This is a genomic window from Trinickia sp. (assembly GCF_051953405.1).
In the GTDB taxonomy this organism is placed as follows: domain Bacteria; phylum Pseudomonadota; class Gammaproteobacteria; order Burkholderiales; family Burkholderiaceae; genus Trinickia.
Genome location: NZ_JBQCIV010000006.1, coordinates 21,505 through 41,310, shown reverse-complemented (window position 1 = coordinate 41,310; position 19,806 = coordinate 21,505). Strand labels below are relative to the sequence as shown.

General features: G+C 64.1%; 19 protein-coding genes and 1 riboswitch. Of the genes, 13 read left to right on the top strand and 6 right to left on the bottom strand.

Annotated features, from left to right (window positions below):
• Positions 1 to 101: 101 nt before the first annotated feature.
• Positions 102 to 578: a vWA domain-containing protein gene (locus ACTHN9_RS00680; protein WP_440534823.1), complete on the top strand. Its 477-nt coding sequence runs from the start codon at positions 102 to 104 to the stop codon at positions 576 to 578.
• 203 nt (positions 579 to 781) lie between these two features.
• Here the strand turns inward: ACTHN9_RS00680 and cobJ are convergent, their stop codons facing one another.
• The 4 genes from cobJ to cobG are packed head-to-tail and all read right to left on the bottom strand — an operon-like array spanning position 782 to position 5,322.
• Positions 782 to 2,491, bottom strand: coding sequence for a precorrin-3B C(17)-methyltransferase (cobJ, locus tag ACTHN9_RS00675; RefSeq protein ID WP_440534822.1), 1,710 nt, complete (start codon positions 2,489 to 2,491; stop codon positions 782 to 784).
• On the bottom strand, positions 2,479 to 3,213 hold the full coding sequence (locus ACTHN9_RS00670) for a precorrin-2 C(20)-methyltransferase (protein ID WP_440534821.1): 735 nt from the start codon (positions 3,211 to 3,213) through the stop codon (positions 2,479 to 2,481). The genes cobJ and ACTHN9_RS00670 overlap by 13 nt, the downstream gene beginning before the upstream one ends.
• The gene (locus ACTHN9_RS00665) at positions 3,210 to 3,836 is read right to left on the bottom strand and encodes a precorrin-8X methylmutase (RefSeq protein ID WP_440534820.1); all 627 of its coding nucleotides are present in this window, start codon (positions 3,834 to 3,836) and stop codon (positions 3,210 to 3,212) included. The genes ACTHN9_RS00670 and ACTHN9_RS00665 overlap by 4 nt, the downstream gene beginning before the upstream one ends.
• Positions 3,837 to 3,840: 4 nt before the next feature.
• Positions 3,841 to 5,322, bottom strand: coding sequence for a precorrin-3B synthase (gene cobG / locus ACTHN9_RS00660; RefSeq protein WP_440534819.1), 1,482 nt, complete (start codon positions 5,320 to 5,322; stop codon positions 3,841 to 3,843).
• 64 nt (positions 5,323 to 5,386) lie between these two features.
• Positions 5,387 to 5,562, bottom strand: a riboswitch (cobalamin riboswitch).
• Positions 5,563 to 5,639: 77 nt separating this feature from the next.
• On the opposite strand from cobG, the gene cbiE reads away from it, so the two are divergent.
• From cbiE to ACTHN9_RS00605, 11 genes are all read left to right on the top strand, one after another.
• Positions 5,640 to 6,875: a precorrin-6y C5,15-methyltransferase (decarboxylating) subunit CbiE gene (cbiE, locus tag ACTHN9_RS00655; RefSeq protein WP_440534910.1), complete on the top strand. Its 1,236-nt coding sequence runs from the start codon at positions 5,640 to 5,642 to the stop codon at positions 6,873 to 6,875.
• A 2-nt stretch (positions 6,876 to 6,877) separates the two neighbouring features.
• On the top strand, positions 6,878 to 7,981 hold the full coding sequence (locus tag ACTHN9_RS00650; protein WP_440534818.1) for a cobalt-precorrin-5B (C(1))-methyltransferase: 1,104 nt from the start codon (positions 6,878 to 6,880) through the stop codon (positions 7,979 to 7,981).
• Complete coding sequence (locus tag ACTHN9_RS00645) at positions 7,978 to 8,751, top strand: cobalt-precorrin-6A reductase (protein ID WP_440534817.1); 774 nt, start codon at positions 7,978 to 7,980, stop codon at positions 8,749 to 8,751. Before ACTHN9_RS00650 ends, ACTHN9_RS00645 begins: the two co-directional genes overlap by 4 nt.
• Positions 8,748 to 9,473, top strand: a complete 726-nt coding sequence (gene cobM, locus ACTHN9_RS00640) for a precorrin-4 C(11)-methyltransferase (protein WP_440534816.1) — start codon at positions 8,748 to 8,750, stop codon at positions 9,471 to 9,473. The genes ACTHN9_RS00645 and cobM overlap by 4 nt, the downstream gene beginning before the upstream one ends.
• A gap of 127 nt (positions 9,474 to 9,600) precedes the next feature.
• Entirely contained in the window at positions 9,601 to 10,014 is a 414-nt protein-coding gene (locus tag ACTHN9_RS00635) for a VOC family protein (protein ID WP_440534815.1), read from the top strand.
• A gap of 69 nt (positions 10,015 to 10,083) precedes the next feature.
• Complete coding sequence (locus ACTHN9_RS00630; RefSeq protein ID WP_440534814.1) at positions 10,084 to 10,644, top strand: cupin domain-containing protein; 561 nt, start codon at positions 10,084 to 10,086, stop codon at positions 10,642 to 10,644.
• A gap of 113 nt (positions 10,645 to 10,757) precedes the next feature.
• Complete coding sequence (locus ACTHN9_RS00625) at positions 10,758 to 11,132, top strand: VOC family protein (protein ID WP_440534813.1); 375 nt, start codon at positions 10,758 to 10,760, stop codon at positions 11,130 to 11,132.
• Positions 11,133 to 11,290: 158 nt separating this feature from the next.
• A complete protein-coding gene (locus tag ACTHN9_RS00620) occupies positions 11,291 to 12,268 on the top strand; it encodes a chromate resistance protein ChrB domain-containing protein (protein ID WP_440534812.1) in 978 nt (325 codons plus the stop codon).
• Positions 12,265 to 13,446, top strand: a complete 1,182-nt coding sequence (locus ACTHN9_RS00615; protein ID WP_440534811.1) for a chromate transporter — start codon at positions 12,265 to 12,267, stop codon at positions 13,444 to 13,446. Before ACTHN9_RS00620 ends, ACTHN9_RS00615 begins: the two co-directional genes overlap by 4 nt.
• Before the next feature lie 108 nt (positions 13,447 to 13,554).
• Positions 13,555 to 14,811 (top strand): MFS transporter, encoded by a 1,257-nt coding sequence (locus ACTHN9_RS00610; protein ID WP_440534810.1) that lies wholly within the window; start codon positions 13,555 to 13,557, stop codon positions 14,809 to 14,811.
• Between the two features lie 80 nt (positions 14,812 to 14,891).
• A complete protein-coding gene (locus ACTHN9_RS00605; protein WP_440534809.1) occupies positions 14,892 to 15,932 on the top strand; it encodes a hypothetical protein in 1,041 nt (346 codons plus the stop codon).
• A 163-nt stretch (positions 15,933 to 16,095) separates the two neighbouring features.
• Here ACTHN9_RS00605 and ACTHN9_RS00600 read toward each other — a convergent pair whose 3' ends face one another.
• A complete protein-coding gene (locus ACTHN9_RS00600; RefSeq protein ID WP_440534808.1) occupies positions 16,096 to 16,647 on the bottom strand; it encodes a hemerythrin domain-containing protein in 552 nt (183 codons plus the stop codon).
• 312 nt (positions 16,648 to 16,959) lie between these two features.
• Here ACTHN9_RS00600 and ACTHN9_RS00595 point away from each other — a divergent pair, with 312 nt between their 5' ends.
• Entirely contained in the window at positions 16,960 to 17,229 is a 270-nt protein-coding gene (locus ACTHN9_RS00595) for a DUF2249 domain-containing protein (protein WP_440534807.1), read from the top strand.
• 20 nt (positions 17,230 to 17,249) lie between these two features.
• Here the strand turns inward: ACTHN9_RS00595 and ACTHN9_RS00590 are convergent, their stop codons facing one another.
• A complete protein-coding gene (locus tag ACTHN9_RS00590) occupies positions 17,250 to 19,790 on the bottom strand; it encodes a penicillin-binding protein 1A (RefSeq protein WP_440534806.1) in 2,541 nt (846 codons plus the stop codon).
• Between the last annotated feature and the right edge of the window lie 16 nt (positions 19,791 to 19,806).

Below are 19,806 nucleotides of genomic sequence, written 5' to 3'. Positions count from 1 at the left end.
GCCGCCGCATCGCATGGGGCAGCACGCTCGCGCGCAAGGGGCATGCTCCGTTGCGGAGCGAGCATCTTCGTTTCATCCTTCGCGAGCCCCGAGACGGTGCTTTGCATTGTTTTTTGCTCGACTGCTCGGCTTCGATGCTAGGCGGCGAGCGCCTATCGAAAGCCAAGGGCCTCGTGCTTGCGTGCTTCGATCGAGCAGCGGTGGAACGGGTGCATGCTGCGTTGATCTGTTTTGGCGGCGGCCGGGCCGACGTACGGTTCGGGCCCGCGATACCGCGCTGGTGGAACGAACGCTGGGTGGCGCCGATCGGCGGGGGCGGCGGGACGTCGTTCGAGATCGGCGTTGCCGCGGCAGCGAAGCTGATCGATCAGGCGAAACGCAGAAATCCGGCGCTAGAGTGCGTCCTTTGGGTGCTGGGCGACGGGCGCACACGCGAGCGCCCGGTCAAACCGCGCTCGGCGGATCGGGTGATCTTCGTCGACTGCGAAGTGGGCTATCCCCCGTTGGGAACTTGGGAGCGACTCGCCTCCGAATGGAAGGGGCACTACATGCGCGCCGAGGACCTGGTCGTTGCCTAGGAGCCGAGCGGCGGAGAGGGCGAAGAGGGCGAAGAGGTGGCGTCGGGATCTTGTCGCGGACTGTCGCGGCGAGAAGTGCGCGCATGCTGCTCTGTACCGATAATGTTCAACATACGTGACACTAGAGCAGGTTTGCCGCGTAATGTCATGTATACGATACACAACGGCTTTGCGTCGATGTGCCGTAAGCCCGCCGCCGCCCCTCACACTTCATACCAACGCGGCGTATAGATCCACTCGCCATGCGGCCCGCCCGGAATACCGCGAGTCGTCGAAGACCCGACGATGACCATCGTGCGCATATCGACCTGTGTCGATTGCAGCTCGCCTAACGTCGTGGCGATCAACGTCTCGCCCGGTCGGCCGATGTCTCGTCCCAGCACAACGCGTGTACCCGGGCTGCGATGGCCTCGCACGATCTCCAGCGCGCGATCGAGTTGCCAAGGCCGCGCACGCGATATCGGGTTGTAGAAGGCCATCGCCAAATCGGCCGCGGCCGCATGCTCCAACCGCTTTTCGATCACGCCCCAAGGCTTCAAGTTATCGGAGAGCGAAAGCACACAGAAATCGTGGCCAAGCGGTGCACCGGCTTTGGCCGCCGTCGCCATCGCAGCCGAGATGCCCGGCACGATGCGCAGATCGACGGTTTTCCAGCGCGGATCGTCGTTCCTTTCCAGCGCCTCGAATACGGCTGCCGCCATGGCGAATACGCCCGGATCGCCCGACGAAACCACGACAACCTGCCCACCTTCGCACGCCAATTCGAAAGCGTGCCGCGCACGCTGCAATTCCTCGCGGTTGTCGCTGCAATGCAGCCGTTGATCCGCACGAAACGGGCCGGCCATTTTCACGTACGTCTCATAGCCGAGCACATCGCTGGCTTCGTTCAAGGCCGCCCGGGCATCGGGCGCCATGAGCCCCGCGGCGCCAGGACCGAGCCCAACGACAGTCAAGCGCCCTTGTGGCCGGCCGATCCGGCTCGCATCGATAGGCTTGGCCGCGACGCCGAGCGCAACACCGTGCGCCGCCGACGTTCGCATTTCGTGGCTGACAGCGAGTGAATCGGCCAATAATTGCGACGCTTCTCGCGCGGTGCTGGAAGCGAAGCGCAGCGGGACGCCGAGACTTCTCGCCGCGGCTTCGATTTCCGCATCGCCGGTTCGCGCGGCGGGAGCCAGCAGCGCCGCCAGCGAGGCCGTCGCGAGTCCGTGCGCGTCGAGTGCGCGATAGACGATATCCGCCGTAATCGGGCCGTCTGCGGACACCGCTGCCACGATGCTGCGAGGGTGAATCACGAGCTGATCTCGGCGCCCGTTCGAGACTTGCGGTGTCACACGGATGGTCAACCGAGCGCCATCGCTTTGCGGAATCTGCGCGTCGTCGAGCCAAGGCGCCTCGCCCTCGATGCGCGCGCTTTCCCCCGAGAGCAAATCAGACACGAAATGCTTGCCTTGCTCTAAGTCGGCGAGGAGATAGCCCTCGGGCGGATTGAGCAGGCAAGTGCCGAACCTCAATTCGCCGCTCGTCGTAATGGCCGGGGCGACGCCGAGCGCCTGCGCAATGTTGCGCGCCATCGCGTTCACGCCGGCCAAGCCGCCCAGCAGCGGCACGACGGCGCTGCCATCCTCGGCCACCGCGAGCACGGGCGGCTCGATCCCTTTGTTCGACAGCATCGGCGCGACGCATCGAATCACGATCCCCGCTGCGCACAACGCGACGATCGGCGAGCCTTGCGCATACAGCGTGCGCAGATGTTCGCTCAGATGCGTGTAGTAGCCATCCGCTTCTGCGTCGACCCGCGCTTGCAACCCATGTATCGATGCGCCGGGGTAAGCGGCCCGAATACGCCGGGCGATGGGCAACGCACTGCGTCCCAATACGACGATGACCGGCGGTGCCGTTACGCCTGCCATTTTTTCCCCGGCACGATCAACAGCGAGAAGTAGGGCGAGGACATGGGATCGACATCGGCCAGCGGTACGACTCTTTGATTCGGCATCGTGGCGCGCTCGACATAAAGGGCTCGCTCGGCCATGCCGAGATCGTCGAGCACGCGCCGGACTTTGTCGAAATTGCGGCCGAGCTTCATGATGACGGCCGCATCCGTATCGGCCAGCTTGCGCCGCAATTCGTCCTCGCTCATCACCCCGGACAGAATCGATAGGCTCTGGTTGCGATAGACGAGCGGCGTACCGAGCACCGCGGTGCCGCCGAGCATCGAGCAAACCCCGGGAACGACTTCGACCGGAAAGACCGGCGCGAGCCGATCGTGCAAGTACATGTAGGACCCATAGAAGAGCGGATCGCCTTCGCACACGACGGCCACATCGCGCCCCGCGTCCAAATGCTCGCCGATAACGCCGGCCGCCGTGTCGTAAAAGTCGGCGATGACCGCCTCATAAGAGAGCGGCGGCTCGAGCGCTTCGGTCGTAACCGGATAAATGAGGGGCAACCGAATTTGCCCGTCCGCTAGGTGCGATTCGACGATGCTAAATGCGTTGCCTTTCTTGCCCTTCGCGGCGAAATACGCGACGACCGACGCGGCCTTCAGCAAACGAAGCGCCTTCAGCGTCAACAATTCCGGGTCGCCGGGGCCCACACCGATACCGTAGAGATGTCCGCGATGATTCATCATTCGAGTTCCGAGGCGAGTGCGTTGACCGCCGCGGCCGCCATGGCGCTACCGCCGCGCCGGCCTTCGACGATCACGTAAGGGACGCCGCGGCTGTCGGCGGCGAGCATCGCCTTCGACTCCGCCGCGCCGACGAATCCAACCGGGAAGCCGAGAATCAAAGCCGGGCGGGGCGCACCGGCGTCCAGCATTTCAAGCAGATAGAAGAGCGCGGTGGGGGCATTGCCGATTGCCACGACACTGCCTTCGAGCCAAGGGCGCCACAATTCGAGCGCCGCCGCCGATCGCGTATTGCCGATCGTTCGAGCGATTTCGGGGACGGCCGGATCGCCGAGCATGCAATGCACGGCATTCGAAGCCGGCAAACGAGCACGGGTAATCCCGTCGGCGACCATCCGGGCATCGCAGAGGATCGGCGCGCCGTTGGCGAGCGCCGTGCGGCCAGCCGTTCCCGCGCCATCGGAGAAACGGATGTCGCGTACGACATCGACCATGCCGCACGCATGAATCACGCGGACGACGAGCTTTTCGAGGTCGGCGGGAACAGCGCACAGATCCGCCTCCGCCCGGATCGTCGCGAACGATTGGCGGTAGATGGCTTGTCCGTCGCGGACGTAATCAATCATGAGTTCAATTCCTGGGCGATTGGGCAAGTCGCTGCGCGGCTTCGTCGATCGAGAGCGAGAGGCCGATACGTTCGCCGAAGCGAGCCGCATTGTCGCGAGCCGCGATGGAGTCGGGACGGGTTGCCGGTGCGCGGCGATAAACGTCGTAGCGCCCCGGCTCCACGGCCAGTAATGTGTAGGGCGCGCAATGCGCCGCGGCGCACGAGCGCACGCATCCGCTCAGGTGCGCTTCGATGCCGGGGGGCAGTCGATCCATCAAGCGGAGCGCATCGGCCTTCGTGTCGGCCAGTCCTTTCGAGCAACCGGGCGAGCCGGCACAAGCGATCGTCCGAGCGAGCGGGTGCTGCGCGTCGAGCACGAAGCCGAGCGAGCGCAAGCCGTGTTCGACGTGCGATACGGCCCCCTCGGCCACGTTGGGCACGAGCAGGCTTTGCCAGGGCGTGATGCGCAGGCTGCCATCGCCATGAGCCGAAGCGAGATCGGCCACGCCTCGTAGCGTGGCGGCATCGATCCGCCCCAATGGCGGTTGCGCGCCTACGTACCACCGGCCGGCCTGGCGCTGCGCGTGGGCACCGAATCGTCGCGCGGGTTCGGCGGCCGTTCTGCGCCAGGCGCCGACCGCCGGGTCTCGCTGCAATTCGATGCCCGCGCGTGCCGCGGCCCGAGCGAGGACGTCGTCGCTGTCGTTCGATCGCAGCAGGTCGCGCATACGGTGTTGGTCTGGCGCCGCGAGATCGAGGAACGTGTGCAGCAGCGCTTGCAGCAACGGCGCGACTTCATCCGCGCGAACCGCGGCGAGCGCGCCAGGTTCGATCGCCGAGGGGGGGCCCGCCAGACCGACCGCGAACCGCCGGTGCGCGCGTCGGCCCAGTTCGGTTTTCGTTTCCGTTTCCGCTTCCGCTTCCGAGGCGACCGCGGGCGCCATCGCGGCAAACCAGACATCGTGCGGATGATCGAGCGCCGCCAGCCGTTCGCCGCCGTCCAGCAGCACCGAAAATTTCGGCGAGAGTTCGGCCAGGCGCGGCTCGTTTTGCAGCAGGGCGAGCAACTGTTCCGCCAGCGGCGGCGTATCGTACAAGGCGTAGGCGTCGAGGCCCGCCGTGGGGCTGATCAGGAGATTGCGAGCGTCGTCGGCAACGGCGGCTTGCCGCTCGGCCTGTTCGGGATCGATCGATTCGTTTGCCCGGATGCGAGGACCGAGCCCAGCGTCCGACAAATGCCGGATCAACGACGCTCCAGCACCCGCGTTTACCCCGCGCAATTGCAGGTTCGCACGATTCGTCAATTCGACGACACCCGAGGCATAGGCCTGCGCGGCATCGGCGATGGCCAGCGCCTGCTGCGCAAGCAATTGCCCGCCGGGCAGCTTGACGCGGCAGAGCCCGCCGTCGCGTGCGGCGACGATCCGCGTCAGTGCGGGGCAGGCGGATGGCCGAGACGAAGAAGACGAAGGGTAGCCCAAGTTTCGACGAAGTTGGCGTCGCACGACGGCCGCGTAGTCTCGACGACGAGAAAACGTTCACCGGTGCACCCCGCCCGGTGATGGCTTGCGCGAACGATTAGCGCCGGCAGGTTTCCTGGCTCGCAGGTTGTGGCCCGCACCGGCCTTCCCGTATGACCAGTGGCATCGTGCAGTGCGGACTCGCTGCTTACAGTTGCGGGGGCAGCCACAGCATCGACTGTGTTCCCTTTTGAGCCCCGAAGGGCGCCGGCAAAGCGGGTATTATGCCCTTCTTGCAACGTTCCGAACACCGCGCGCGCGGAACACGATCGATACGAACAGGTATGGCTGACGAGGGAGCAATGGTGCCTTGGCTGACGATTGTCGGCATCGGAGAAGACGGTTTTTTCGGATTGGGCCGGGCGGCCCGGCGTGCGCTGCTGGAAGCGGCCGCCGTGATCGGCGGCGATCGCCATCTCGCCATGCTGCCGGCGAGGATCGGTGCCCGGCGTATTGCGTGGCCCAAACCGTTCGATATCGCGCCCATCGAAGCCTATCGGGGCACGCCCGTTTGCGTCTTGGCCAGCGGCGATCCGATGTGGTTCGGCGTGGGCGCGACGCTCGCGCGGACCGTCCCGCCCGGCGAGATGCGCGTGATTTCCGCGCCTTCCTCGCTGTCGTTGGCCGCCGCGCGGCTCGGTTGGCCGGTGCAAGATGTCTCGGCGATTACGCTAGTGGGCCGGCCGCTTGCCACGCTCAATGCCTCGTTGCGCGAAGGCGCGCGTCTGCTGATTCTGAGCCGCGACGGCAGTTCGCCGGCCCACGTTGCAGCCCTATTGAATGAACGCGGCTTCGGCGATACGTCGATGTCGGTGTTCGAGAATCTCGGCGGCCCAGGCGAACGCCGCATCGATGCTCAGGCCGATGCATGGCGAGAGCAAGTCGTCAGCGCCTTGAACATCGTCGCCCTGGATTGCCGCACCCGCCACGGCGTCGCGCTGCCGTTGACGGTCGGTTTGCCCGATAGCGCATTCGCCAACGACGGCCAACTCACGAAACGCGACGTGCGGGCGGTGACGCTCGCGCGTCTTGCGCCGTCTCCCGGTGCGTTGTTGTGGGACGTCGGTGCGGGGTGCGGATCGATCGGGATCGAGTGGATGCGCGCGCATCCCGCCTGCAGGGCGATCGCCATCGAATCGAACGCTGGCCGACAAGCACTCATCGCGCAGAACCGCGATGCGCTAGGCGTGCCCGGTCTGCAACTAATCGCGGGGCACGCACCGGAGGCCTTGGCCGGCTTGCCCGCGCCGGATGCCGTATTCATTGGCGGAGGGGTAACGGTACCGGGTGTGCTCGATGCGTGCTGGTCGAACTTGCGGGCAGGCGGGCGGCTCGTGGCCAACGCAGTGACGCTGCAAGGCGAGGCCGCGCTCGTCGAATGGCGCAATCGCCACGGCGGCACCTTGACGCGGGTCGCGGTCAGCGAAGCCCAACCGCTCGGCGGTTTCGATGCATGGCGGCCGGCCTTGCCGATCACCTTGCTCGACATTGCTAAACCGGCCGCCGTCGATCGGCAGCCACCGAGCGATCCGAGGTGACGATGCGCGACGAGACCCCCGAAGACGCCCGCCCGCTGCGCAGCGGCTACACGACGGGAAGTTGCGCCACCGCCACCTCTTTGGCTGCGGCGCGCCTGCTGCTGGGCGGGATCGTGAGCGATGCCGCCGACATCACGCTCCCGAAAGGACGGCACGTTTCGCTGCCGCTTGTCTTTTGTCGCTTCGTCAATAGCACGGATGGCTCCGGCGGCGCCGAGGCCGGAACGATTAAAGATGCGGGCGACGATCCGGACGTGACGCACGGTGCGCTCGTGTTTGCGCGTGTGCAGCTCGGCGCCGAAGCGGGTGTCCGTTTCCACGCGGGGCCAGGGGTGGGGACCGTGACGCGAGCGGGATTGACGTTGGCGATCGGCGAGCCGGCGATCAACCCGGTACCGCGCCGCATGATGCACGATCACCTCGTGGAGCTGGCCGCGCAATACGGCTACACGGGCGGATTCGATGTGACGATCGGCGTCGAGAACGGCGAAGCGCTAGCCTTGAAGACGATGAACCCGAGGCTGGGCATCCTCGGAGGATTGTCGATTCTTGGAACGACGGGCATCGTCCGGCCGTTTTCTTGTTCGGCATATATCGCCTCGATCCATCAAGGCATCGACGTGGCACGTGCGAACGGCTATCGGCATGTCGCGGCTTGTACCGGCAATGCGAGCGAAGACGCCATGCGCGCGCACTACGGTTTGCCGGACATTGCCTTGATCGAGATGGGGGATTTTGTCGGCGCCGTACTCAAGCATGTGCGCCGCGCGCCGGTGGATAAACTCAGCCTGTGCGGCGGCTTCGGCAAGCTGAGCAAGCTGGCTGCCGGACATTTGGATTTGCATAGTCGACACTCGAGTATCGACTTGCCGTTGCTCGCGCAATGGGCGGGCGAAGCCGGGGGGAGCGCCGAACTGCAGGCGCGGATCCGCGCGGCGAACACGAGCCAGGAAGCGCTGGCGTTGGCCTTGAAAGAGCAGGTTGCTCTGGGCGATATCGTCTGCCGGCATGCGCGCGAAGTGGCGCGAGGCATCGTCCCGCCCGAAGTCGCCGTCGAAGTCTTCGCGATCGACCGCGCAGGCCGGTTCGTCGGAGTCGCGCCGTGATTCGCGTCTTGCTGTTGGGCGGAACGGGCGACGCCTTGAAGATTGCCCGCCGTCTCGGCCCGGACGACGTCTACAGCCTCGCCGGACTCGGCAAGACACCGGAAGATTTGTCTTGTCGCGTCCGTGTCGGCGGCTATGGCGGTGTCACGGGCCTGGCCCGATACGTCGAAGCAGAGCGGATCGGATTGATCGTCGATGCGACGCATCCGTACGCGGCGCAAATCAGCGCAAACGCCGCGCTAGCCGGCCGCCTGGCCGGTGTCGACTGCTGGGCGCTGCGCCGTCCTCCATGGCAACCGCAGCCGGGCGACGATTGGCGCTTCGTGAGCGGGTGGGATGCGCTGTGCGCCGCGTCGATGCCATTCGCGCGCCCGCTTTTCACCCTCGGGCGGGAGCCGCTGTTGCATCTCGATGCCGTTCCGGCGCATCAATATTGGACCATCCGTTGCCTCGATGCGCTGCCCGGCAACGAGCGGGCGCGCGTGATCGGTGCGCGCGGCCCGTTCACGCTGGAGGGCGAACGCGCGTTTTTCGAGCAATACGGATTCGACGTCGTGATCAGTAAAAACAGCGGCGGCGCGGCCACGGAGGCGAAATTGGAGGTAGCGCGAGAGCGCGGCTTGCCGGTTCTGATGCTCGAACGTCCGCGCTTGGCCGAGGTGGACCGAACCTTCGAACACGCCGACGCGCTGCTCGCCGCACTCGAAACGTTGCACCTCGAAAACGAGGCCCGTATGATCCGGCCCGGCCCACGACGGAGCGAAGCATGACGGTTTATTTTATCGGCGCCGGCCCCGGCGATCCTGAACTCGTGACGGTGAAGGGGCAGCGGTTGATCCGCACCGCCCCTGTCATTCTCTATGCCGGCTCGCTGGTGCCGGACGCGGTGTTGGCCGGCCATACGGCGCAGCGCGTGGTGAACACCGCCGATCTCGACCTCGATGCGATCGTGGCCTTGCTGGCCGAGGCGCATGGGAAGGGCCAGGACGTGGCACGGGTCCATTCCGGCGATCCTTCGCTATATGGCGCGATCGGCGAGCAGATTCGCCGTCTGCGCGCCTTGGGCATCCCTTACGAAATCGTGCCGGGCGTGACGGCAACGGCGGCCTGTGCGGCGACGCTCGGCTGCGAGCTGACGCTGCCTGGCGTATCGCAAACGGTGATCCTCACGCGTTATGCGACGAAAACGGCGATGCCGCCGAACGAGGCGCTTTCCGATCTCGCGCGTCACGGTTCGACGATGGCGATTCATTTGGGCGTACGGCATTTGGCGCGGATCGTAGCCGAGCTGCGGCCGCACTATGGGGACGACTGTCCCGTCGCCGTGGTTTATCGGGCAAGTTGGCCCGACGAGGAGCGGGTGCTCGGCACGTTGGCGGACATCGTCGACAAGGTGGCGCAGACCGATATCGAACGCACCGCATTGATTGTGGTCGGCCGGGTGTTGGCGGCCGAGCAATTTGCCGATTCGACGCTGTACGCGCCGAACTGACGATCGCCGCTGGCCGCGGTGTTGCGCATTTGCCTGCGGCGATTGCGCGCGTTGTCATACGATGGCGGACAGGCGAGCGATGTCTGCCCGCTTCATCGACAACACGACCAAACGGAGAGACAACGCGATGCCGAGGCAAATTTTTATCAACCTTCCGGTGCGGGACGTAGCAAAGGCGACGGCTTTTTACACGGCGATCGGTGCCAGCAAGAATCCGCAGTTCAGCGACGATTCCAGCTCGTGCATGGTGTTCTCGGACACGATTTTCGTGATGATCATGACGCACGAAAAATGGGCGCATTTCACGAAGAAGCCGATCGTCGATTCGCGACGCGAGAGCGAGGTGATGCTTGCACTGAGCGCCGACGATCGCGCGAGCGTGGACAAGATGACCGATACGGCCGGCGCGAACGGCGGTCAGGCGGACGTCAATCCGCCGCAAGACCTCGGCTTCATGTACGGCCGCAGCTTCGAAGATCCCGATGGCCATATTTGGGAAGTCGTATTCGTCGATATGTCGCAGATGGCGCAACAGGGATGATGTCGACGCAGCGCTGCCGTTTGCGGGCGTCGTCTGATACCGTAACGGCCCTGACATGGAGCGCTACCCATGAGCGATGGCAACGACCCTAAGCAACGCCTAATCGACCGCTTTCACCTCATCCCGCATCCCGAGGGCGGCCACTATCGAGAAACGCATCGCGATTCGGTTCGGGTTGCCCGCCTACTCGGGCCTGCCGCCCCCGGCAAGGAAACGGGCTCGATTACGCGATCGGCCTCGACCTGCATTTACTACATGCTGTGCGATGGCGCCTACTCGGCCTGGCACCGAATCCGGTCCGACGAAGTCTGGCATTTCTACGCAGGGGACCCGCTCGATGTGCATGTGATCGACCCGGCGGGGCAACTCGTCACCCATCGGCTCGGGAATGCGCTTGTGGACGACGCCTTGGCATTCCAGGCGATCGTGCCGTCGGGCTGCTGGTTCGCGGCCGAATGTTCCATGCGCGAACACGATGCCGATTCGGCGGGATTCGCGTTCGTTGGCTGTACGGTCGCGCCCGGGTTCGAGTTCAGCGATTTCGAATTGGCGGATACCGAGGCGCTTGCGGATCAATACCCCGGCCATGCGGCATTGATTCGGCGCTTGGCTCCGCGGTCGACTACCTAGTCGTGCTGCGCCCTGCGTGCGGCGCCTCCACCGCACCGCAATTTTTGCAAAGTGTCCGCCTGTCGTGACAGCGAGAATTGAAGCTCGTCTTCAACACGAACAGGAGAAAACCTATGTTGGATCATGTGTCGATCGGGATGCGCGACGTTGCAAAGGCGAAGGCATTCTACGACGCCGCGCTCGGCGCGCTGGGCTACCACTGCTTGCATGCGAGCGCGGATTCGTTGGGATATGGGGCTCACGCCGTGCAGTTGTGGATCTCCCAATCGGATAGTCCCGTTCCGCCCGACATGCAATCGGGCCTGCACTTTTGTTTTGCCGCGCCGACGCGCGCGAGCGTCGACGCGTTCCATGCCAAAGCGCTGGCGGCCGGCGGGCGCGACAACGGCAACCCCGGGCTCAGAGCCGATTACGGGCCTCGGTATTACGCCGCTTACGCGATCGACCCGGATGGGTATCGCGTCGAAGCGTACTGCGGCGCCGAATGACCATCAATCGACCAATCGACTAGCGCAGCGGTTACCGCGCCCGTTTAAGTAGCGCCTGAACTCTGTTCCGAGATGCAGTAGCGCCCCGGTTGCAGCCGGATCTCTGCAGCCTCAAAGTAAACTTGTAGCATGATCGACATCGACGTAGCATAGTCGACATGACTCCATTATCGACCTGGTCGCTGCTCGTGCTCACGCTGCCCACCGAGAACGCGACCGCGCGCATGCGCTTTTACCGGGCCCTGAAGGGAAAGGGTTGCGCCGTTTTGCGGGACGGCGTCTACCTTTTGCCCCACAGCGAAGCACACGAACAGATCCTGCGCGAACTGGCTGACGCGATCGCCGAAAGCGGGGGCACCGCTCATCTGTTGCGAGCACCGAGCCTCGACGCCTCCCAGGAGGCGATGTTCCGAACCTTGTTCGATCGGCAAGGCGACTACGACACTTTCATCGGGTCGCTAGTCGAGGCCCGGAAGACAATTTCAGGCCAATCGGCCGCCGAATTGACTCGGCTTTTACGGCGCCTGCGTAAGGACTACGAGTCCATCCAGGCAATCGACTATTTTCCCGGCGAAGCCGCCACGCGTGCCGAGGCGGCTTACCAGGACTTCGTCGCGCTGGTCGATACGGTGCTCTCGCCCGGTGAGCCGCGTCCTGCGGAACGCACTATCGAATTGCTTTCGCGTGCCGATTACCAAGGCCGCACCTGGGCGACACGCCAACGGATGTGGGTCGACCGGCTAGCTAGCGCGTGGCTCATCCAGCGCTTCATCGATCAGAACGCGCACTTCCTTTGGCTGACGTCGCCCGATGTGTGCCCCGACGGGGTACTCGGGTTCGACTTCGACGGCGCGGCGTTCACCCATGTGGGGGAGCGCGTCACCTTCGAAGTCCTGCTCGCGAGCTTCGGGCTCGATAAGGATCCCGCACTGCTGCGGCTGGGAGACATCGTGCATGCGCTCGACGTCGGCGGGGCGGCCGCACCTGAGGCCGTCGGCTTCGAAGCCGTGATGGCGGGCACGCGTCAGCGCGTGCAGAACGACGATCAATTGCTGGAACAGATGAGCCCGGTATTGGACGCCCTATACACGCATTTCACCGCGAACTCACAGGAAGAACCGAGGAGGCGTTCTTGAGCACGGTCACCACCGCAGCGCCCGCCTATTCATTGGGCCAACTCGTTCGCTACATGTTGCGTCTGGGCACATTCGGCTTTGGCGGGCCGGTTGCGCTCGCCGGCTACATGCGCCGCGACCTCGTCGAGCGGCTGGGATGGATATCGGAATCGGACTATAAGGAAGGCTTGACGCTGGCGCAGCTCGCGCCCGGCCCGATGGCTGCGCAACTCGCCATCTACCTCGGCTTCGTCCACTACCGGATCTTGGGCGCCACGCTCGTCGGTTTCGCATTCGTCCTGCCTTCGTTTCTGATGGTGGTGGCGCTCGGCTGGGCCTACGCGCACTTCGGCGGCCTTTCGTGGATGCAGGCGGTGTTCTATGGCGTGGGCGCTGCCGTGGTCGGCATCATCGCCATGAGCGCGTACAAGCTCACGACGAAGACGGTCGGCAAAGACAAGCTGCTGTGGGCGATCTTTCTGACGCTTGCCATCGTCACCTTTGTAACGGAATCGGAGATTGCTTGGCTGTTCATTGCCGGCGGGCTGATCGGTTGGCTGTGGCGGGCACCGCCGAACTGGCTGCGCAAGGGCGACCTGCATGCCGTCGCTGCCGGGGGCCTGCCTGCGGCGAGCGGATGGGTCTCGGGTCTCGACTGGCCGCTGCTGGCGCAGATCGGCGCGTTCTTCATGAAGGCGGGGGCGTTCGTGTTTGGTTCGGGCCTGGCCATCGTGCCCTTCCTTTACGGTGGCGTCGTGACGGAGCATCACTGGCTCAACGACAAGCAATTCGTCGATGCCGTGGCCGTCGCCATGATCACGCCCGGACCGGTCGTGATCACGGTTGGCTTTATCGGCTACCTCGTGGCGGGTTTTCCGGGGGCGCTCGTCGCTGCAATCGGTACATTCTTGCCGTGCTATCTGTTCACGGTCATTCCCGCACCGTATTTCAAGAAGTACGGACACCTGCCCGGTGTTAAAGCGTTCGTCGACGGTATTACCGCAGCAGCAGTCGGCGCGATTACGGGCTCCGTGATCGTTATTGCGAAGCGCTCGATCGTGGATGTGCCGACCCTGCTGATCGGCCTCGTAACGATCGCGTTGCTTTGGCGCTTCAAGAAGCTGCAGGAACCCGTGATTGTCGTAGCCGCGGCGCTTCTGGGGCTCGTTGTTTACCCGCTTATCCATCACGGCGTCTGACCGCGCGCTGCCGAGAACGGATCGGCGCCAGCGAATCGGCGGATGCAACGTGGAGAGGACTCGCCATGCGGCTTGCCAGCACGCTGTACGTCTCGCGCAAAGGCAGCGATGAACGCGCGTGACGCCGGAAGCGCCGCCTCATTGCGCGACCGATTGTGGCATTGGCTTTTGCCGGCCGGCGCCGACAGCACCGCACGCGTGTTGCTGATCGGCCGCGGTTTGCGAGGCTTCTGTGACGGCTACATCGCCGTGCTGCTGCCGGCATATCTGCTCGCACTTGGCTTGGGCAAATTCGACGTCGGCCTGGCCAGCACCGCGACGCTGATCGGCTCGGCGGTGGCGACGATCGCCGTCGGTGCGCTCGCTCATCGTTTCGCTGTGCGCCAGATGTTCGTCTTCGCGGCGGCCTTGATGACCGCGACCGGCCTAGCCTTTGGCGCGGTATCGTCGCTCTGGCCGCTCCTGATCGTGGCATTCGTCGGTACGCTCAACCCGAGTTCGGGCGATGTCAGCCTTTTTCTGCCGCTCGAACAGTCGCGTCTTGCCGAGTCGGCTGCGGGCAATGCGCGTACCGCTTTGTTCGCCCGCTACAGCTTGGTCGGCGCAGTATCGGCGGCAGTCGGTTCCCTCGCGGCGGGCGTACCCGAGTGGTTGGCTGACCATACCCGAATCTCCGGTCTATTCGCGATGCGCCTGATGTTCTTCTGGTACGCCATCGCGGGCGCCGTCATCTGGTTCCTCTATCGTGGACTGCCGCGGGCGAGTCCCCACACCGAGCGTCACGCAGCGCCGCTTGGGCAGTCTCGGCGCATCGTGACGCGACTTGCGCTGCTGTTCAGTGTCGATGCGTTTGCGGGCGGCTTGGTCGTCAATTCCTTGCTGTCGCTATGGCTCATGCAGCGCTTCGGCCTGTCTCTCGGCGCGGCGGGACAGTTCTTTTTCTGCGCCGGGCTTTTGAGCGCGGCGTCCCAGCTCGCCGCAGCGCCGCTTGCAGGCAAGATCGGCTTGCTCAACACAATGGTGTTCACGCACATCCCCGCAAGCCTGTGCCTGATCGCTGCGGCCTTTACTGCATCGCTGCCGGCGACATTGACGCTCTTGCTGATCCGCAGCGCGCTTTCGCAAATGGATGTTTCCGCACGAACCGCCTACGTGATGGCGGTTGTCACCCCGGCAGAGCGGCCCGCTGCCGCGAGTTTCACTTCGGTGCCGCGTAGCCTTGCCGCATCGCTCGCGCCATCGTTGGCGGGCGGCCTGATTGGAATGGGATGGCTTGGTGTGCCGCTGGTTGCCTGCGGCGCATTGAAGATCGCCTACGATCTTTCGCTGCTTTTCGCGTTCCGCCACGTCAAACCGGATCCCTAATCGAAGCGTTACCGGCTCGCGTGGGCCACCGCCGGCTTCGGGACGCGCTGGATGGCCATCATTGCCGGACGGAGGCAGTCATGAAGACCTCGCTAAACTGGCATCAGCGTCTGTCGCTGCTCATTGGCGTATGCATGATGCTCGCCGGCGCAGGCCTACTCGCCGCGAGGATGTCGGCCGCGGCAGACGAATTATCGTTGGGCAATCTGCCGCTCGAGCATGTGGCCGACGTTCCGCTTCCTGGCGGTACCACCCGATTCGATTACGAAGGCTATGATCCGAATCGACATTTGCTCTTTATCGCGCACCTTGGCGATGGGGAGGTGATCGCCTTCGATGTCGTCGCATCGCGCGTCGTTGCACGTATTGCGGCGGTTTCATCCGTACACGGCGTGCTCGTCGTGCCTGAGCTTTCGCGCGTCTACGCTTCGGCCACAGGAGCGAACGAAATCGTTGCGATCGACGAAACCACGCTAAAGATCGTTGCGCGTATGCCGGGCGGCCGCTATCCGGACGGGATGGCGTACGCACCCGAAGTGAACAAGCTCTACGTATCGGACGAAACCGGCGACACGGAGACGGTCATCGACGTTCGTACCAACCATCGAGTGGCGACGATCCCGCTGGGCGGAGAAGTGGGTAACACCCAGTACGACCCTCGATCGCGTCACGTGTTCGTCAACGTGCAGACGCGCAATGAGCTTGTCGAAATAGACCCGAAGGCCGATCGCGTGGTCGGCCGTTTTCCACTCGCCGGTGCAAGGCAAAACCATGGGCTGCTCATTGATCCGAACGGCCATCTCGCTTTCATCGCGTGTGAGGGGAATGACAAGCTTCTGATCTTCGACCTGGATTCGAAGCGTGTGATGCAATCGTTCGATGTCGGCAGCGACCCGGATGTGCTGGCGTTCGATACGGCATCGAAGTCACTGTATGTCGCGGGAGAAGCAGGCATTGTTTCGATGTTCAGCCTGACGAACACCGGCGTTAGGAAGATCGGCGAAGGGCGGCTCGGCTCGAACGCCCACGTCGTCGCTGTCGATTCGATCTCCCACCGCTCGTATTTCCCGCTGAAAAACGTGGGTGGGCGGCCGGTATTGCGCGTGATGCAGACGCGGTGATCGACGCGTTCCGTGTCGATACGAGCGCAGACGACAAACGCATTCTTGAGCGCGTATCAGTCGACCCGATGAGGAACATCGAGCGCCGTGGCAATCGGCGATTCAATGGATTCCCGCTAAATGTCTAGGAAAAAGATGGCTACGGCAGTGCGGCCCGCTTGCCTTACCGCGTCGACGGTACCGCGACGGTGCGCCGCGCCACCATGGCGGCACTGAGTCGCGCCAGTTGCTGCGCACTCAAACACGCATCGGCAAACGGGAAAACGTGTGTCTCTTCCCGCGCGATGTGGCTCCGGTATGCGTACACGAACCCAGCCACCCGCAGACGTTCGAGCGGCCTCGCATGCCCGCCGGCAATATCGGCCAGGACCTCGCGCAATCGGGCCCATTCGGATTCCAACGTCCCATGCTCGTCTAGCAGCGTTGCGATCCACTCGGTCGACATCGATCGCTGCGTTCTGCCAACTTCGATCAACATCGGAAAGAGATCCTGCTCCTCGTCGGCATGGTGATGCGGCCCCGCCACGTCGAAATACCGCATGATGTTCGCGGCCGCCTGCTGCGCTTGCTCGTCGGCGCCATGCGAGGGCAGGTACGCCGCGAGTTTCTCCAACGTCGCGCACTGCGCTCTGATCCGTTCATGACATGCCCGCAGCATTTCGATCGGTTCGTCGAAAGAAGGCGCGGGCTTGAACAGCAGGCCATTCGTGGTCACTTTGCTTCCCGTTGGTCGAGGTCGACTTCGTCGTTTAACATTGATCGAGAATATATTATTTGCGTGGGTGGTGCAACAATCCGACCGAGGTTATGAGGCGATCTGTCGCGCATCGATTCAAAGAAATTTTTCAGGGAATCACATTGGCATCAAGTCGCTTCCGCACGATCGATATTGACCCAAATCAATGTAGTCGTTCGCTATGAAATATATATTTCTTACATATGTTTGTGCTTTGAGAAACGTACACGGTTGGCGTCCGTGCGCGCGGCACGTTCCCCTCGTACGTTTCATCGATCTGGGAGAAAAGAGATGTCCGCTGCTCTAACCATTCCGGTCATCGCGATCGTCGTCGATGTCGGCACGGTCGATCCTGGCGAGCGCCTGGAGATGGTGTTCGAAACGTTTGCAACACTAGGGCCAGGGCAGGCACTTGAACTCGTTTCCGACCGCAACCCCGAGCCAGTTCTCGAGCAATTCGCCGAGAAGCTGCCCGGGCAGTTCTGGTGGCAAGGCAAGCAAGGCCCCCTAGAGCAGTGGCGCATCGTGATCGGCAAACCCGAGGGCAACGCCGGCGCCTGAACCTCACAAGCCAGTTTCGACTAGTTTCCTGCCGCCGTACCAGAGGCGGGGGCTATCGGCGGGGCCGGGGGCGATCCCGGCGCGATGTCCGCCGGCTCGCCATTGGGCGCCGCGGGATGTTCCGTAGCCGTGGGCTCAGATGCAGGCCCGCCCGGAACCGCTGCCGCCGGTGGGGCAGAGGCCGCAGGCAGCGGCGACGCTCCAGCCGACGGGCTGACCGGCGACGACGCATCGGACAGAGCAAACGCACCGATCGCGTCGACCGCGGACGCAGCGCTTGCCGCGCTGGCGCTGGACGCTGCAGCGGACCCGCTAGCCTCAGTGGCCGCAGCGACGACCGGCGCACGTGGCCGAATCGCGCGCGGGCTAGATTCCGGCCGCGGCGCTTGTCCGAACAGCGCCTCGCGCCAGGCTTGCAGACGCTGCGTCAATCGTAGGCGGAATTGCTCGAACGCCGACGGTTCGACCGCCGTATCGAACTTCGCGTGCGGATCCACGATCCGTGTTCGCAACGCCCGCTGAAAGACATCCCCGATGATCGGCAACGCCGTGTGGGCGCCTTGTCCCCAGTAGTCGCTGCGCAGCGTCACACGGCCATCGTCGAACCCCACCCACGCCCCGGCGACCAATTGCGGATGCATGAGGATGAACCAGCCGTCGGCGCCGTCTTGCGTCGTGCCCGTCTTGCCGGCCACATCGGCGCGAATACCGTACCGGCTGCGGATCGCCGAGCCCGTGCCGTACGCCACCACATCGCGCATGGCGTCGACGAGCATGCGGTCCGCGTCGGGCGAGAGCGCACGCTCCGCCGGCTCGGGGTCGAATTCGGCCAGTACGTTGCCGTTCGCGTCGTCGATACGCGTGACCATCTGCGGCGCGCGATACAGGCCATCGTCGGCAATCGTGCTGTAGGCCGTGACCATCTCCTTCAGCGTCACCGGGCTCGTCCCGAGCGCGAGGGAGGGCACGGCTTCGAGCGGACTGTCCCGGACGCCCATTGCGCGAGCCAACTTCGCGACTTTGGCGGGCCCGACCTGCTCGATCACTTGTGCGGTGATTCGATTGCGCGAAAGCGCGAGCGCGCGCTTAAGTGTGAAGGGCTGTCCGTTGGGCGGCGACTCGTCGGCCGGGCTCCAAATTTCGCCGCCTTTGAGCGCGATCTGAACCGGGTGATCGACCAACGTATCGTCGAGTTTTGCACCGGCCGCGAAAGCGGCCCCATAGACGAACGCCTTAAAGGTCGACCCTGGCTGGCGGCGTGCTTGCTCGACGTGGTCGAACGGTTCGCGCGCGAAATCGCGGCTGCCTACCCACGCACGAATCTGGCCGTTGCGCGGATCGATTGCGAGCAAGCCCGCCTGCACATCGGTCTTGCTCGCGCACAGGCCGCGCATAAACGCTGGGTTGCGCGCAAGCTGTTTGATTGCGTCCGCATCGCTTTGTCCCGCCGTACGGGCCGCGTGATAGTCGGGCGTTTCGCGGATGAACGTCACGAATAGCGGGTTCGCTGCCGAACAGCCGTCCCGCCCGGACCATGCTCGGTTCGCCACGCCTTGTAGCTGGTTGGCTTGCGATGCGACGGCCTGTGTCGCCATCGCCTGCAGCCGCGAGTCGATCGTCGTATGGACGACCAGGCCATCCGCGTAAATGTTGTAGTCGTTGCGATCGGCCCATGCGATCAGCCACTTGCGCAATTGCTGCGCGAAGTGGGGCGCAGGGCCGGGCGATTCGGTCTGCCGTTCGAAATCGATGCCGAGCGGCCGGGATTTGAGCGATGCATATTGACTCGGCGTGAGCCGGCCGTATTTGACCATCTGCGCCAGCACGGTATTGCGCCGCAGGAGGGCGCGCGCGGGATTCAGGCGCGGGTTGTAGTAGGCGTTGCCTTTCAGCATCCCGATCAAAGTTGCGGCTTCGCGCACATCGAGATCGGAGGCCGACTCGCCGAAGTAGGTGCGCGCGGCCATTTCGATGCCGTACGCGTTGTACAGAAACGGAACGGTATTGAGGTAGGTTTCGAGGATTTGCTGCTTGCTGTAGACCGCTTCGATTTTGAGTGCGGTGATCGCCTCTTTGATCTTGCGCGTGAGCGTGGGCGCTCGTCCGATTTCGTCGGGATACAGATTGCGGGCAAGCTGTTGCGTGATGGTTGAGCCGCCTTGCCGGTCGCCCGAGAACGTATGGAGCGCCGCGCCTACCGTGCGCCGCCAGTCGATTCCGTGATGCTCGTAGAAGCGATGATCTTCCGTCGAAATGAGCGCATCCACCACGTGCGGCGAGATCTCGGCCAACGTCGCCCACTCGCGGTTCGAGGGCTTGAATTCGGCCAACAACTTTCCGTCAGACGATAGGATTTGGGCGGGACGGTCGACACGGGCTTTGCGGATATCGCCGATGCTTGGCGTGAACGGGATCAGCACCAGCGCATAGAGCGCCAATAGTGCAGGCGGAATGGCGACGGCAAGCAGCACACCGCGTCGGGTAGGGTGACGCGCACGCGCAAGCCCGGCAAGCGCGAGCTTGCGCGCGGATAAAAGCAATCGTTGAGCGGGCTCGATCATCTTTCTGAGCGAAGGC